This is a genomic window from Akkermansiaceae bacterium (assembly GCA_024233115.1).
GTDB lineage: Bacteria > Verrucomicrobiota > Verrucomicrobiia > Verrucomicrobiales > Akkermansiaceae > Oceaniferula.
In genome coordinates, this window is record JACKQB010000005.1 from 336,972 (window position 1) to 352,277 (window position 15,306).

General features: G+C 55.7%; 9 protein-coding genes and 1 pseudogene. 7 read left to right on the forward strand and 3 right to left on the reverse strand.

Translation table 11 applies throughout. The features are described 5' to 3' along the window. Nucleotides 1–27 precede the first annotated feature (27 nt). The 7 genes and pseudogenes from H7A51_15150 to H7A51_15180 all read left to right on the forward strand — a co-directional run bounded on the left by H7A51_15150 (nt 28) and on the right by H7A51_15180 (nt 11,494). On the forward strand, nt 28–402 hold the full coding sequence (locus H7A51_15150; GenBank protein MCP5537556.1) for an acetyl-CoA carboxylase biotin carboxyl carrier protein subunit: 375 nt from the start codon (nt 28–30) through the stop codon (nt 400–402). 79 nt (nt 403–481) lie between these two features. After that, complete coding sequence (locus H7A51_15155) at nt 482–1,648, forward strand: sodium ion-translocating decarboxylase subunit beta (protein MCP5537557.1); 1,167 nt, start codon at nt 482–484, stop codon at nt 1,646–1,648. A 93-nt stretch (nt 1,649–1,741) separates the two neighbouring features. Then, entirely contained in the window at nt 1,742–3,229 is a 1,488-nt protein-coding gene (locus tag H7A51_15160) for a succinate CoA transferase (protein ID MCP5537558.1), read from the forward strand. A gap of 66 nt (nt 3,230–3,295) precedes the next feature. Then, a complete protein-coding gene (locus tag H7A51_15165) occupies nt 3,296–5,389 on the forward strand; it encodes a methylmalonyl-CoA mutase small subunit (GenBank protein ID MCP5537559.1) in 2,094 nt (697 codons plus the stop codon). After that, nucleotides 5,386–7,563 (forward strand): methylmalonyl-CoA mutase, encoded by a 2,178-nt coding sequence (gene scpA / locus H7A51_15170; protein MCP5537560.1) that lies wholly within the window; start codon nt 5,386–5,388, stop codon nt 7,561–7,563. Before H7A51_15165 ends, scpA begins: the two co-directional genes overlap by 4 nt. 55 nt (nt 7,564–7,618) lie before the next feature. Beyond that, complete coding sequence (gene meaB / locus H7A51_15175; protein MCP5537561.1) at nt 7,619–8,716, forward strand: methylmalonyl Co-A mutase-associated GTPase MeaB; 1,098 nt, start codon at nt 7,619–7,621, stop codon at nt 8,714–8,716. A gap of 317 nt (nt 8,717–9,033) precedes the next feature. Beyond that, a pseudogene (locus H7A51_15180) lies at nt 9,034–11,494 on the forward strand (Eco57I restriction-modification methylase domain-containing protein). 88 nt (nt 11,495–11,582) lie between these two features. Here the strand turns inward: H7A51_15180 and H7A51_15185 are convergent. The 3 genes from H7A51_15185 to H7A51_15195 all read right to left on the reverse strand — a co-directional run bounded on the left by H7A51_15185 (nt 11,583) and on the right by H7A51_15195 (nt 15,225). After that, nucleotides 11,583–12,974: an MFS transporter gene (locus tag H7A51_15185; protein MCP5537562.1), complete on the reverse strand. Its 1,392-nt coding sequence runs from the start codon at nt 12,972–12,974 to the stop codon at nt 11,583–11,585. A gap of 38 nt (nt 12,975–13,012) precedes the next feature. Continuing rightward, on the reverse strand, nt 13,013–14,011 hold the full coding sequence (locus tag H7A51_15190; protein ID MCP5537563.1) for a glycoside hydrolase family 130 protein: 999 nt from the start codon (nt 14,009–14,011) through the stop codon (nt 13,013–13,015). Between the two features lie 242 nt (nt 14,012–14,253). After that, on the reverse strand, nt 14,254–15,225 hold the full coding sequence (locus H7A51_15195) for a PEP-CTERM sorting domain-containing protein (protein ID MCP5537564.1): 972 nt from the start codon (nt 15,223–15,225) through the stop codon (nt 14,254–14,256). Between the last annotated feature and the right edge of the window lie 81 nt (nt 15,226–15,306).

The following is a 15,306-nucleotide window of genomic DNA, read 5'->3' on the forward strand; positions in this document are numbered from 1 at the left end:
ATCCATCCATTTATCCATTTTAATACCATGAAACAACTCCGTATCACAGTAGAAGGCAAAGCCTATGATGTCCAAGTAGAAGTGCTCGATGAGGGCGCCGGTTCCCCGACCATCCAACCAGTGGCTCCCGTGGCCGCTGCCGCCGCTCCGGTGGCTGCTCCTGCTCCTGCCCAGGCACCGGCCGCGGCCGATGGTGACATCACCAGCCCCTTGGCAGGCGTTGTGCAGTCCGTGGCTGTTGCCGCAGGGGCATCCGTCAAAGCCGGCGATTTGATCATCACCCTTGAAGCCATGAAAATGTTCACCGAGATCAACGCTCCCAGCGATGGTACTGTGACAGCCATTCACTGCAAGGCAGGCGATGCTGTTGACGAAGGTCAGCCGCTTTACACGATTGGATAAACGAGTCCATTACTCCCCTAACAACCTAACTAATACGGGCAATCATCCCTGCCATCAGTAGAAAACTACACTCACTCTCATGCAAGCACTACAAGAACTGTGGCAAACTACAGGTTTCGTAAATCTCGAATGGCAAATGTTGGTCATGTGGCTCATTGTTGTCGTTCTGCTTTACCTGGCGATCGCCAAACAATTTGAACCCCTTCTACTGGTTCCCATCGCCATGGGTGCTTTGATCATCAATCTTCCCATCGAGGGTTTTCTGATGAACGAGCCGGTCTATGTTGATGGTCATTTGGAGGAGGCCGGTGGGTTGTTCTACTACTTCAATCTGGGGATCAAACTCCAGATCTTTCCGCCGCTCATCTTCATGGGAGTCGGGGCTCTGACCGATTTTGGTCCGCTCATCGCCAACCCCCGCACCCTGCTGCTAGGCGCTGCGGCTCAGTTTGGCATCTTTTTCACCTTCCTTGCCGCGCCTCTGCTGGGCTTCAATCTTGCTGAAGCGGCGGCCATCGGCATCATCGGGGGAGCTGACGGGCCTACTTCAATCTACGTCGCATCCAAGCTTGCACCGGATTTGCTGGGTGCCATCGCCGTTGCCGCATACAGCTACATGGCCATGGTCCCCTTGATCCAACCTCCGATCATGCGTGCCCTGACCACCGTCGAGGAGCGCAAGATCAAGATGAAAACCATGCGCAAGGTCAGCCAGTTGGAAAAAATGATTTTCGCGGTGGTTGTGATGATTTTCTGCCTCCTGGTCATCCCTGCCGCAGCCCCGCTGATCGCCATGTTTTTCCTCGGCAATGTGCTTCGTGAATGTAAGGTCACCGAGCGTTTGGTCAAGGCTTCCCAAAACGAGATCATCAATATCGTCACCATCTTCCTCGGCCTCTGCGTCGGCTTGAAAATGGGCGGGCATAACGCCGAAGGCCAGCACATGTTCCTCAATGGACAAACCCTGAGTATCCTCGCCCTGGGCATTGCAGCCTTTGGCATCGCCACCGCATCCGGTGTCCTGATGGCCAAGTTGATGAACCTGTTCAGCAAAAATAAGATCAACCCGCTGATTGGCTCGGCAGGTGTCTCGGCTGTCCCCATGGCAGCGCGCGTCTCGCACGCTGAAGGGCAGAAGGCGGACTCCTCGAACTACCTCCTCATGCATGCCATGGGCCCCAACGTCGCTGGTGTCATCGGTAGTGCCCTGGCGGCAGGTTACTTCCTTGCCATGTTTGGAAACTAATCACCCCTACACCTTAACCATATTCGAGAATCCGGATTTTTTGTGATCCGGTCCACGCTCCCACTTTCACTTTTTTTAAACCGAAGACCGACCATGAGCTATCCATTCCCAACACTCACTGCAGATGAAGCAGCCGAACTCATTCAACACGATCAAAATGTTGGCTTCAGCGGATTTACCCCCGCTGGTGCCGCCAAAGCGGTTCCTACCGCCCTCGCACGCAAAGCGATCCGCGAACACGACGCAGGCCGCGACTTCAAAATAGGTGTGTTGACCGGTGCCTCCACCGGTGCCTCCCTCGACGGGGAGCTTGCCAAAGCCAAGGCCGTCAAGTTCCGCACTCCCTATCAATCCAACCCGGATATGCGGAAAAGCATCAACGATGGAGAGACCCGCTTCTTCGATATGCACCTGTCGCAAATCCAACAGAATGTTCGCTACGGGTTTCTTGGAAACATCGACTTCGCCGTGGTGGAGGCCGCCGATGTTGCGGCCGACGGGAAAGTCCTGCTGACCTCCAGCGTCGGCGCCACACCGACCTACCTGAATAAAGCCGACAAGGTGATCATCGAACTCAATAGCTACCACCCCAAACAGCTGCTCGGTTTCCATGATATCTACGAACCCCGTGACCCTCCTTTCCGGCGCCCCATCCCCATTTGCAACGCGGAAGACCGCATCGGGAGCCAGCGGGTATGGGTGGACCCTAAAAAAATCGTCGGCGTCGTCGAAACCAACCTGGCTGATGAAATTGGAGGCTTCACCCCGACCTCGGACATCACCCAGAAAATCGGTGAAAATGTCGCGGAATTCCTAGCTGCTGAGATGGCCGCTGGTCGCGTGCCCAAGTCCTTCCTGCCCATCCAGTCCGGTGTCGGCAACGTCGCCAACGCCGTCCTGGGCGCCATGGGCGCCCACCCGGATATCCCGGTTTTCCAGCTCTACACCGAGGTGATTCAGGACTCCGTTATCGCGGGGATGAAAGAAGGGACCATCGGATTCGCCTCCGGCTCGTCACTGACCGTTTCCCCCGAGGTGTTGCTGGAGATCTATGCAAGCCTTGAGGATTTCCAGGGCAAGCTCTTGCTTCGACCCCAGGAGATTTCCAACAATCCGGAGATTGCCCGTCGCCTGGGCATCATTTCCATCAACACCGCGCTCGAAACCGACATCTTCGGCAACGTCAACAGCACCCACGTGCTGGGACAGAAAATGATGAACGGCATCGGTGGCTCCGGCGACTTTACCCGCAACGCCTACATCTCCATCTTCACCTGCCCGTCCACAGCCAAAGGTGGCGCCATCTCGGCGATTGTCCCCCTTTGTTCGCACATGGATCACAGCGAGCATTCTGTGCAGGTCCTCATTACCGAGCATGGAGTTGCAGACCTTCGTGGCAAAAACCCTGAAGAGCGCGCCCACCTCATCATCAACAATTGTGCGGCTCCCGAATACCAGGGCCTGCTCAACCAGTATTACAACAGTGCCAAATCCGGCCATACCCACCAGTCGCTCGATTCCGCCTTTGCCTTCCACAAGGCATTTATCGAAACCGGCAACATGCAGGACGCGAAGTTGTAGTCCGTCATTGGTATTGTTAGAAATAACCACTCATTCTGTAATCAACATTATTCATCCAATAAATCCATGAGCACCGAACCACAAACCGATGGCTTGCTTGCAGAGTTTCCACCTCATACCTACGACCAGTGGCATGAGGCTGCGGAAGCCCTCCTGAAGGGAGCACCCTTTGAAAAACTCCTTGTTAGCAAAACCTACGAGGATATCACCATCCAGCCGATCTATCGCCGCGAGGATATCGCCGATCTCGAACACCGGAAGGATATGCCCGGCGCTGGAACCCTGGTCAGGGGAAGCCGGCCCGGTGGATTTCTCAAAGCCGGATGGGAAGTGTCCCAGGAGCTTTGCAAGTGCAAACCTGAAAAGGTAAACGCCCTCATCCACCAAGGTTTGAACGGTGGCCAGACGGAACTCAACATCGTTCTCAGTGATGTCACCGCGAATGGTTACGACAAGGATCAGACGGAGAAAAAAGTCCGCGGTCTTGACCTGGAGAATCTTGAGGACATGGAAGTCGCCCTCGATGGGGTGGCACTCGATTCCATCTCCACCTTCTGGCGATCGGGCGCCGGCTCAGTTTCTGTAGCGGCTCTCTTTTTTGCCGCCGCCAAGAAACAAGGCATCGCGCTCAAGGACTTGCGCGGATGCTTCGATATCGATCCGCTCGCCGAGCTGGGGCTGCACGGTCACCTTCGGCAAAACCTGAAAACACGCCTCGACCACATGGCGGCACTCACCAAGTTCGCCATCAAACATGCTCCGCAGATGCAGACGATTTGCGTGCAGGGAAATCTTTACCACGACAGTGGAGCCAGTGCCACCCAGGAGCTCGCCTACATCATTGCCACCGCCGTTTGCTACATCGAGAAGATGAAAAAACGCGGTATCGAACCCGCTGACCTGCTGCCCCACATGCGCGTCAGCCTTTCCGTGGGCTCCGATTACTTCATGGAGATCGCCAAGATCCGTGCCACCCGCTGGCTCTGGAGTAAAATGGCCGAGGCTTACGGCGTGGAGGATGCCAGCGTCTACATCCACGCCCGCACCTCGCTCTGGAACAAAACCTGTTACGATGCCCACACCAACATGCTGCGTGTCACCTCGGAGGCCTTCGCCGCCGTCGTCGCCGGTGTCGATGGTATGCACATCGGCCCGTATAACGAGGTCGCTGGCAAAACCGATGAGTTCTCGCGCCGCATCGCGCGCAACATCCACATCATCCTGCGCGAGGAATGTGGTCTCGACCAGGTCATCGACCCCGCAGGCGGCTCGAACTACATCGAGTGGCTCACCGACCAGATTGCCGGTAAATCCTGGGAGATTTTCCAGGGGATTGACCAAGCTGGCGGCATCATATCGATGTTGGAGGACGGCTCGATCCAAAAACAAATCGAGGTTACCTATCAGCAGAAACGCCAGAACGTCCGTCGCCGTAAAGACAGCATCGTAGGTGCTAACATGTATCCCGATCTCAAGGGAGGCAGGCTCACTACCTCTGACAAATCCAAGGGCCATTGTGGCGCTGACAAGCCTAACAAACGCATCGATGTCCCCGCTCTCGCCGCCATCACACCCTCCACAGAGGCCGAAATGGTCGAGCAAGCCATCGCCGCCGCTGAGCAGGGGGCGACCGTTGGCCAGATCGGCGAAGCCACCGGGGTCCACGAAGGACGCACCTTTAACATCCACCTGGTTCCGCAGCGCCGAGCTGCGGAGGAATACGAAGCCCTGCGCGATGCCTCCGCCGCCTACGAGGAAAAAACCGGCTCACCACCGGTGATCCTTCAGCTCAACATGGGGCCGTCCCGCCGCTACCGCCTGCGGGCCGACTGGACAGCCTCCTTCTTCGAGGCCGGCGGCTTCAAGGTCGACGGTGCCACCGACTTCGAGGATACCGAGTCCGCCGTTGCCGCCCTGCAAGCATCACCGGCAACCATCGCCGTGATCACCTCGGACGATGCCAGTTACGATGAATGTGTCGCCCCACTCGCCAAAGCCGTCAAGGCTGCCAAGCCTGGTGTCACTCTGTTAGTCGCCGGAGCACCCGGTGATAACGAAGCCGCCTGGCGTGAGGCTGGTGTCGATGACTTCGTTAACGTCCGCGTCAATAACTACGAAATGAACCAACAACTTTTGAAAGGAGCAGGAGTAATCTCATGAGCAGCCCATCATTTAAAGACATCCCGTATAACTCGACTCAGAAAAAACTGAGCTACGAAGCCTGGTGCGCCAAACTCGAGAAGGAGCAAGGTAAACCCATCGATGAAATCGTATGGAACACCATGGAGCAAATCCCGGTCAAGCCACTCTACACTGAGGACGACATGGAAGAGGTGGAACACCTCGATTACCAGGCGGGCATCGCGCCCTTCCTGCGCGGCCCCTACGCCACCATGTATTGTTTCCGCCCGTGGACGATCCGCCAATACGCCGGCTTCTCCACCGCCGAGGAGTCCAACGCCTTTTACCGCCGCAACCTGGCAGCGGGTCAAAAGGGGCTCTCCGTCGCCTTCGACCTCGCCACCCACCGTGGCTACGACTCGGACCACCCGCGTGTGGTCGGGGATGTCGGCAAGGCCGGTGTCGCCATCGACTCCATCCTCGATATGGAGGTGCTGTTTGGCAATATTCCGTTGGACAAGGTCTCTGTTTCCATGACCATGAACGGTGCGGTGCTGCCGATCCTCGCCTTCTACATCACCGCGGCACTGGAGCAGGGGGCCACCCTCGATCAGCTCGCGGGCACGATCCAGAACGATATTCTCAAGGAGTACATGGTGCGTAACACCTACATCTACCCGCCCGGGCCATCGATGAAAATCATCGCCGACATCTTTGAGTTCACCTCCCAGAAAATGCCGAAGTTCAACTCGATCTCGATCTCCGGCTACCACATGCAGGAGGCCGGGGCGACCGCCGACCTGGAAATGGCCTACACCCTGGCCGACGGCTGGGAGTATTTGAAAACCGGGATCGAGGCGGGCATTGACATCGATGCCTTCGCTCCCCGGCTCTCCTTCTTCTGGGCCCAGGGAAAAAACCACTTCATGGAGGTCGCCAAGATGCGCGCCGCACGTGTGCTCTGGGCGAAGATCGTCAAGACCTTCAATCCGAAGAATCCCAAGTCGCTCGCACTCCGCACCCACTCACAGACATCCGGCTGGAGTCTAACAGAGCAGGATCCGTTTAACAACATTTCCCGCACCTGCATCGAGGCCATGGCCGCGACGCTCGGCCACACCCAGTCGCTGCACACCAACGCGCTCGACGAAGCCATTGCCCTGCCGACGGATTTCTCCGCCCGTATCGCCCGCAACACCCAGCTCTTCCTGCAGGACGAAACGTCGATCTGCCGTGTCATCGACCCGTGGGGCGGCTCGTATTACCTCGAGGCTCTCACCGACGCGCTGATCAAAAAAGCCTGGGCCCACATCATGGAAGCCCAGGAGCTCGGCGGTATGTCGAAGGCCGTGGAAGCGGGTATACCCAAGATGCGAATCGAGGAAGCCGCCGCCCGCCGTCAGGCCCGCATCGACTCCGGTGCGGAAACCATCGTCGGCGTCAACAAGTACCGCTTGGAAAAAGAAGATCCGCTCGACATCCTCGATGTCGACAACACGGCGGTCCGGCTTTCCCAGATAGAACGCCTCAAGAAACTCCGCGCCAACCGCAACGAGCAAGAGTGCCAGGCCAGTCTCAACGCCCTGCGCGATTGCGCTGGGGGCGGCGAAGGCAACCTCCTGGACCTCGCCGTCAAGGCAGCCCAGGCCCGAGCTTCACTCGGTGAGATTTCCGATGCTTGCGAAGACCACTTTGGTCGCTATAAAGCAACCATCCGCTCGATCTCCGGAGTGTACGGAAACGAATTCAGCAACCAAGGTGACATGAAAGACATCCCCGACCTGATCAAGAAATTCGAGTCCAAGGAAGGACGCCGCCCACGCATCATGATCGCGAAAATGGGGCAGGACGGCCACGACCGCGGCGCCAAGGTGGTGTCCACCGCCTACGCGGACATGGGATTTGATGTCGATATAGGACCGCTCTTCCAGACACCTGAGGAAACAGCGAAACAAGCCGTTGAAAACGACGTGCATGTCATCGCCATGAGTTCCCTGGCTGCCGGACACAAAACACTCCTTCCCCAACTCATCGGGGAACTCGCGAAGCTTGACCGGGAGGACATCATGGTCGTCTGCGGCGGTGTGATCCCCGCCCAGGACTACGATTACCTTTATCAAAACGGAGCCGCCGCCATCTTTGGCCCTGGAACCGTCGTTCCGGATTCAGCCCGCAAGGTACTCAACCTTCTGCTTGAGCAGCTTGAGGACTAGCTTGGAATTTAACAAATAGGTCTTATATGTCCTATAAGACCTATTTACGTTATCCATGCCCAAGAAGATCAAACCAGAATGGCAACCTGAAGACGGTGATGACCACCACGGCTGCTACGCCGGGTTTGTCTCCCCCGGGGTCGATGATTCCGGTGACTTTAAGCCGCCTTTGAAAAAGCGCCGCAAGCTCACCCTCGACGATTACGAGCGCGGCATCCTTAGCTCGGATAAAACCATCCTCTCCCGCGCGATCACTCTGGTGGAGAGTAACCATCCCGAGCATGAGGAGCTTGCCCAGTCGTTACTCCAGCGCGTCCTTCCCAAGTCTGGAAACTCCATCCGTGTCGGTATCACCGGCGTTCCCGGTGTCGGCAAAAGCACGCTGATCGAGTCGCTCGGCTGCATGCTTTGTGAAAAAGGCCACCGCGTTGCCATTCTAGCCGTCGATCCCAGCAGTTCGGTCACCGGCGGTAGTATCCTCGGTGACAAAACCCGGATGGAAAACCTGGTCCGCGAACCCAACGCCTACATCCGGCCGTCTCCCTCAAGTGGTTCGCTCGGCGGGGTCGGACGCAAAAGCCGTGAGACCATGCTGCTTTGCGAAGCCGCGGGCTACGATGTCATCCTGGTCGAAACCGTAGGCGTCGGCCAAAACGAGATCACCGTGCGCTCGATGGTGGATTTCTTTTTCCTCGTCATGCTCGCCGGGGCGGGGGACGAGCTCCAGGGGATGAAAAAAGGTGTCATCGAAATCGCCGACCTGTTAGCCGTCAATAAAGCCGATGGCAACAACCTGCACCCGGCCCGACTCGCCGCCGCCGAATACGGCAGGGTGCTGGAATTTCTCCAACCCGCCACCCAAGGCTGGAAGACCCGTGCCGTCACCTGCTCCGCCTTTGAACCACCGACTCTAGAAACTCTTTGGGACACCATCGAAGAGTTCCGCGCCACCACCCAGCAATCCGGTGCCTTTTTTGCGCGCCGCAAACAGCAATCCATCGAGTGGATGCACGCCATGATCGAGGAAGAACTCCGCAACCGTTTCCTCCGCAGCAAACACATCCAGGCCCTGCTCCCTGGCATTGAGCAACAAGTCGCTGACAACACCCTCCCTGCCGCCACCGCCGTGCACCAAATCATGCGTGAGCTGTGAATTTTTGGAGTGCCAGTTTTCAACTGGCGGCAGGGTATGAGTATCCATCCTCTTTGGGAAGCCAGCCAAAATGGCTACCGGAGGAAGCAAGGAGAGGCACAATGTGAATGATCCATTTCTTTGACCTGGCCCTTTCCCGGTCCCCTTTACGAACGCTTTATTTGTTGCCGTGCGGGAACATTGTTCCTCATGAATCGTAATTTACTCCTCCTCTCTCCGCTTTAATAGATATAGATCAGGGAATGTCTAGACTAGTGCCACTGTGACCTATAAAATGGTTTGACGAACTGCACTTCCAATGTTCTCATGAACACATAATGATCTCCTTATCGCCAAATCACGATCTTGTCACATTTGCCGACCAATGTGGCTGGTCGGTATGTGAGGAGCTGGATAGGAGCGGGCGAGCTTCGCAGGGGCAATTTTTTTCGCCAGCGGAGACTGCCCGTTATCTTGCGTCGTGTTATACCAATGCATCATTCGGCAACAAGATCGTGCTCCATGACCCGGGTGCCGGAAGCGGTGTGTTATCAGCAGCATTCGTAGAATCTTTGCTGAAACGCGTGCAGAAAGGGCAGGTGAAGAAACCTTCACACGTCACCCTCGTCGCATGTGAACAGGACGGAGATTTTTTGCAGGCCTTGCATGATGTTCTGAATCGATGCAAAATGGCACTGGAACAGCAGGGCATCTCTGCAAAGGTTATCATTCGGGAAAGCGACTGGATTGAAAGTAGCGTTGAGTCATTGGATAGTGGACTTTTGCCTTCAGAAAAAATTCCGTTAGCGACACATGCCATTTTAAATCCTCCGTATAAAAAGCTGTCTTCCTCGTCAAAGCAACGTCGTTTGCTATCGCGCGTAGGCATTGAAACCAGTAACCTTTACTCGGCATTTGTGTGGCTATGTGTACTCCAGACGAAGCCGAAAGGTGAACTATGTGCGATCACTCCGCGCAGTTTCTGTAATGGTCCGTATTTTAGGCCTTTTCGTAATGCCATATTGGAGAGCACACAAATTAGGCTCCTTCATCAAATTGATTCGCGTAACGAAGTCTTTCAACGTGACAAGGTGCTACAAGAAAACATCATTTATCTCCTGAGCAAAAAGCCAACCAGACAGTCCAAGGTGACGTTGGCATGCGGTAGCTTTGCCCAAATTAAGTTGCGTAAAATGAATCTGGACGAAGTAGTTCACCCTCAGGATTCGGAGAGTTTTATTCATCTTGCGACCGAGAGCGATCATCAATCTGCTAGAGACTTTGTCATGAATCAATCGTCGAGTCTGGTCGAGCTTGGTCTGAATGTTTCGACAGGGCCAGTAGTCGATTTTCGACTGCGTAAGGATCTTAGCCACAGTCAAAGTGCTGACACATATCCTTTGATCTATCCGCACCTTTTCAACAATGGCAAGGTACTCCGCCCCCCTCAGAAATCGGAGGATGCCGATAACCTGCGTCAGCGCAAAAAACCTGTTGCGATACGCGACACTGCCCGCACAGAGAAGTTTCTCGTAAAGCGTGGTTGTTATGTTCTGATCAAGCGTTTCACGTCCAAGGAGGAGAAACGCCGCATTGTTGCCTGTGTTCTTGATCCCAAGGATTTTCCAGAAAAGAAGATCGGACTAGAGAACCATATCAACTATTTCCATGCTAACGGAAAAGGTTTGACCAAAAAACTCGCCAAAGGTCTCGCCGCCTATCTCAATTCGCCAGAAGTAGATCAGTATTTCCGCCAATTCAACGGACACACCCAGGTCAATGCAACCGATCTGAGGAACCTGCGCTATCCAACGGAAGATGAGCTAATCTCCGGAAATCCTAGAACTCGATAAACATGACCCACTTAAGGATTCGACAGGCGCTCAAGATATTGCAGACTCTGAAAGCACCACGTGAGCAGCAAAACGAACGTTCTGCTCTTACTCTTCTGGCGCAGGCAAATATACAGCCTAAAATGACTTGGGGCAGAGCCACTGCACCGCTTCGTAAAATCACAGAAATGATGGAGTGGATGGAGCAACATTACGGGGTAAAGTATGCGCCCAATACACGCGAAACGATTCGGCGACAAACGGTTCACCAATTCGTGCAGATGGGTTTACTTGTTGAAAATCCAGATTGCCCAGACCGCCCCATCAATAGCCCGAAATGGTGTTACCAGCTTACGGAAAGCGCTCTCGATTTACTCAAGACTTATGCAGGAAAACACTGGAAGGAATCGCTGGCTGCATACCTCAAAACATCGGGAGGAGAGAACAGGCTGCGGGAGCGTCATCGCGACTTGCCGATGACCCCCATCGAACTGCCTGAAGGTCAGACCATCGAACTCTCTGCCGGAGGTCAAAACGTACCATCCAGGAGATCGTGGAGCAATTCTGCCCTCGCTTCGTACCCGGAGGAAAAGTCCTTCTTGTAGGTGATGCTGGAAATAAAAATGTGATCGAAGACGATGGTGCATTATCCGCTCTAGGCATCGAACTGGAAGCTCGTGGCAAAGCACCTGATGTGGTTCTGTATGATGTTAAACGAGACTGGTTGATCGTCATTGAAGCCGTGACCTCACACGGTCCAATCGACCAAAAACGTAGAAATGAAATCGCCGACCTGTTTTCAGGTGCGAAAGCCGGGATCGTGTATGTAACAGCGTTTTCTGATACAGCGGGTTATGTCAAATTCGCCCGCGCGATTGCGTGGGAAACCGAAGTTTGGATTGCCGAAGCCCCTGAGCATCTCATCCATTACAATGGCACGCGTTTTTTGGGGCCATACGATGGTTAGACGCACGCGGCCCAAGTGGCAAACAACACCCCTCCCTGCCGCCACCGCCGTGCACCGGATCATGCGTGAGCTGTAGGCGACCCCGTCATCATTCCCCGCCCGCACTGAGCTCCTTCGCAATCGTGCGCATCATCCTCTCGTTGAGTGGATAGATGGTGACGATCGCGACCGAGACAATTCCGAAAGCCGCTGGAATCAGGCTGAAGAGCAGCAGCATCCCCTGCAAACTGTCGGGCGACTGTTCTTGGTTGGCGGCAAAACCCACCTGGGACATGAGCTGCAGGGCCACAAAAGCGCCGAACGCCCAGCCTATTTTTTGCGACATGGTGGAGGCTGAAAAAACAAGCCCCGTGGCACGGCGTCCGTGTTTCCACTGGGCGTAGTCAGCCGAGTCCGCATACATGGCCCATAACAACACACTCATGGGACCTCCGGTCATCGACGCGAGCATCTGCAGGGCAAACATCAAGGGCACCTGCCCGGGCTTGAGGAAATAGAACATCGATGTGCTGAGGATGGCGATGATGAAGAGTATGATGAATGCTGATTTCTTACCGACCAGTCGGGCGAACCAGCCGACGACCAGCACGCCGATCAGCGAGAAGATCTGCCCGACGGTGTTGAAGGCGGAGGCCAAAGTCTCAAAGTCGTAGGTACCGGCGAACAGGGGCAGGGAAAGTGTCTGTTCACCCACATAATATTTGAAGTAATGCACGGTGACGCTACCGCGAATCGCAATAAACAGAATGAAGGTTATCGTGGTGCAGAGCAGGATCCACCAGGGACGGTTCCGCATCAGTGATTTGAGATCTTTGCTCACGGAGGACTTTTGTGTTGAGCTGGGTTTGACCCTCTCCCTGGTGCCGCGAAAGGCGATCAGGAAAAAAACAACCGCGGCGATGCCGTAAATGATAAACGATTGTTGCCAGCCCTTGGCTTCGTTGCCGTTGCCGAGGAAGCCGACCATGGGCAGCAGGGTGGCGGATACGATGATCCCGGCACCAAAGGCGAACATGAACTTGATCGATGAGACAGAGGTGCGGTCGGTGGAATCCGATGAGATTACGCCAAGCAGGGCCGTGTAGGGGATATTGATCGCCGTGTAGAGGATCATGATGCCAAAAAAAGTGGTGTATGCCCAGATGGCCTTACCCGTGGATCCAAAGTCCGGGGTAGTGAAGGTGAGCACCCCCATTACGGCGAAAGGCACGCAGAGCCACAGCAACCAGGGCCTGAAGCTCCCCCATCGCGTGCTGGTGCGATCCGCGATCATACCCATCACCGGGTCGTTCACTCCGTCGAAGATGCGGCTGATCAGAAACATCGTCGCTGCAAACCCCGCCGTCAGCCCAAAAACATCGGTGTAGAAATAGGGCAGATAGAGCATGAACGTCTGCCAATACAGGACCGACGCAAGATCGCCGAAACCATAGGAAATCTTTTCCCGCAGGTCGGGTCGATCGGATGGGGCGGCGGACATGGTTTGATGTTGGCTGTTTCCAGCGGAGTGTTGGAAAATCAATTTGTCGAGTTCGCTGCCAGCCAGTCGAGGATCTCGTCGACCTGGCAGAAAGCAAGTGCCGAAACGGTGTCTGCGCAGCCATAGTAAATGGCGATCCGGCCGGTCTCCGCATCGCAGAGCGCGGCGGTGGGGAAGACGACGTTAGGGACATCACCAACGCACTCGTACGTTTCGCGTGGGTTGAGCAGATAGGGTTTGGATCGGTGCAGGACTTTCCATGGTTGTTCCAGATCGAGCAAGGCGACGCCCATCGAATAGACATAGCCGTTACAAGATAACAGCACACCATGATAGAACATCAGCCAACCCCTGGTGGTTTCAATCGGAGTCGGACCCGCACCTATTTTGAGGCTCTGCCAGCCGTCGGTGGCGTTCATCACAAAGCGGTGCGAGCCCCAGTGGGTCAGGTCGGGGCTATGACTCAGATAGATGTCGCCGAAGGGGGTGTGGCCACTGTCGCTGGGCCGGTTCAGCATCACATACCGACCATCGATTTTCCGGGGAAACAGCACACCGTTGCGATTGAACGGCAGAAAGGAGTTCTCCAGTTGGTGGAATGTTTTGAAATCCCTGGTCCAGGCAATGCCAATGGTCGGACCGTGATAGCCGTTACACCAGATGACATAGTAGCGGTCTTCCAGCCAGACGACTCGCGGGTCATAACCGTAAACCCATTCGGCAATCTCCGGGATATCGCATTCAAAGTGGATTCTCTCGGGGTTGATATCCCAGTCGATTCCATTTTCACTGAAGCCGACGTGGAGCTGCATTTCGCGCGCGGTGTTGTCACAGCGGAAGACCCCGGCAAACTTACCCTCGAAGGGAACCGCGGCACTGTTGAAAACCGAGTTACAGGACGGGAACGGGCTGCGCTCCACGATGGGGTTCTCCGAGTAACGCCAGACCGGGTGGGGATAGTCGGTGGGTTTGTCTTGCCAGGGAATGTTAGGAAGGGCCGGGCCCACAACGGTAGCCGACGGAGTTGCTTGTTTCATCATGGTTGTTTTGGAAAAAGGAAATCGGAAATGGTTTCAATCCGATTGAGCGTCAGCATAATTTTCCAATCAACTTTGCCAAGGTTATAAGTTTGGGAAATACCCAGGTATTCCAGATGACCTGGCCAGCCAGTGAGTGGACAGGAGTGTCCACCCTCCCCAAGTCAGCCGCTTTGCCGCGTGATGCCGCTGCAGCATCGGTATTGATGCCGCAGTAGGGCAATGACCACGCGCGTGGTGACCTAGCATGGTTGCCACCTACGATGGGACATCATCAGGCATGTGATTCCGAAACCTAACAAAAATAGCGACGAAGGCTCGGGAACGATGAAGACATCCAGTGCATTCACGTTGTCTCCCGGAGTAAGTCCGAGCGAGCCCGCCAAGGCAAAGGGAACGGCTGAAACGGGTCCACCGCCGGAGGCGATGAGGATGTCACCGGGCCCGGCAGACAGCCCTGGAAGGGACGGTGAGCCGGGGGCGAGGGAAAACAGGATGGTGTCCGCTGCGCCGTAAATACCGTCGCCATCATCAAAGACGACCAGGGCATCGATGTCGTCGGCCGCGGACAGGCCGAGGCCGGCTGCGGTCACATAAGCTGGAGGGAAGGCGGTGTATCCGGGGGCTGCTGCGGTGATGAAAATATCGGCTGAAAATCCAGGTAATGTCAGACTATCTGACGTCCAGTAAATCGAGCCGCCGATTGGAGGCGGCAGCCGCAGGTCCAGCGCGTTTAGGTTGTCTGTGGGTAGTCCGCCGATCATCTCGATGAGTCCGAGTCCGATCGGGGCAGTGCCAGCCCCCGGAGGGGAAGCGCCATTTCCATCAAACAGCAGGGTGTTGAATAATGGCGCGGCGATCGTGGCGGCGTAGACATCGGCCGACTGCTCACCGAGGCCGCCACTGCTTTCCACGAAAGTGGCGGTGCCGGGAATGCCGCCGGATACCCGGTCGACACTGAAGGCGAAGCCTGAGACGGATGCGAAGGATGTATGGGAATGGCCGTAGGAAATGCCGTTAACATCGAAGCCCGAGCCTCCGCCGGGGAGTACGGGGAAGGGGCCGGCTGTTAGAATGTCATCGGTCGGTGCGCCCGTGGGGCTGGCGGCATCGAGGGAAAATGATATGGCCAACGCGGAGGGCCAGGTGAAGACGAGGCAAATGCAGCTGATGATCGCTGCGAGTGAGGTATGGGGGGACGTGCGAGTGTGCATGGCTCTATGGGGTTGTGCATGGGGTTGTGCATGGTTTTCCCGGAGTAGAATGGGGGCATACCCATTCAATTTTCCGAGCAC

What these genes read in the sequence shown, in the direction of transcription:
- H7A51_15150 (MCP5537556.1), top strand. Translation starts at nt 28, where the DNA reads ATGAAACAACTCCGTATCACAGTAGAAGGCAAAGCCTATGATGTCCAA.
- H7A51_15155 (MCP5537557.1), top strand. Translation starts at nt 482, where the DNA reads ATGCAAGCACTACAAGAACTGTGGCAAACTACAGGTTTCGTAAATCTC.
- H7A51_15160 (MCP5537558.1), top strand. Translation starts at nt 1,742, where the DNA reads ATGAGCTATCCATTCCCAACACTCACTGCAGATGAAGCAGCCGAACTC.
- H7A51_15165 (MCP5537559.1), top strand. Translation starts at nt 3,296, where the DNA reads ATGAGCACCGAACCACAAACCGATGGCTTGCTTGCAGAGTTTCCACCT.
- scpA (MCP5537560.1), top strand. Translation starts at nt 5,386, where the DNA reads ATGAGCAGCCCATCATTTAAAGACATCCCGTATAACTCGACTCAGAAA.
- meaB (MCP5537561.1), top strand. Translation starts at nt 7,619, where the DNA reads ATGCCCAAGAAGATCAAACCAGAATGGCAACCTGAAGACGGTGATGAC.
- H7A51_15185 (MCP5537562.1), bottom strand. Translation starts at nt 12,974, where the DNA reads ATGTCCGCCGCCCCATCCGATCGACCCGACCTGCGGGAAAAGATTTCC.
- H7A51_15190 (MCP5537563.1), bottom strand. Translation starts at nt 14,011, where the DNA reads ATGAAACAAGCAACTCCGTCGGCTACCGTTGTGGGCCCGGCCCTTCCT.
- H7A51_15195 (MCP5537564.1), bottom strand. Translation starts at nt 15,225, where the DNA reads ATGCACACTCGCACGTCCCCCCATACCTCACTCGCAGCGATCATCAGC.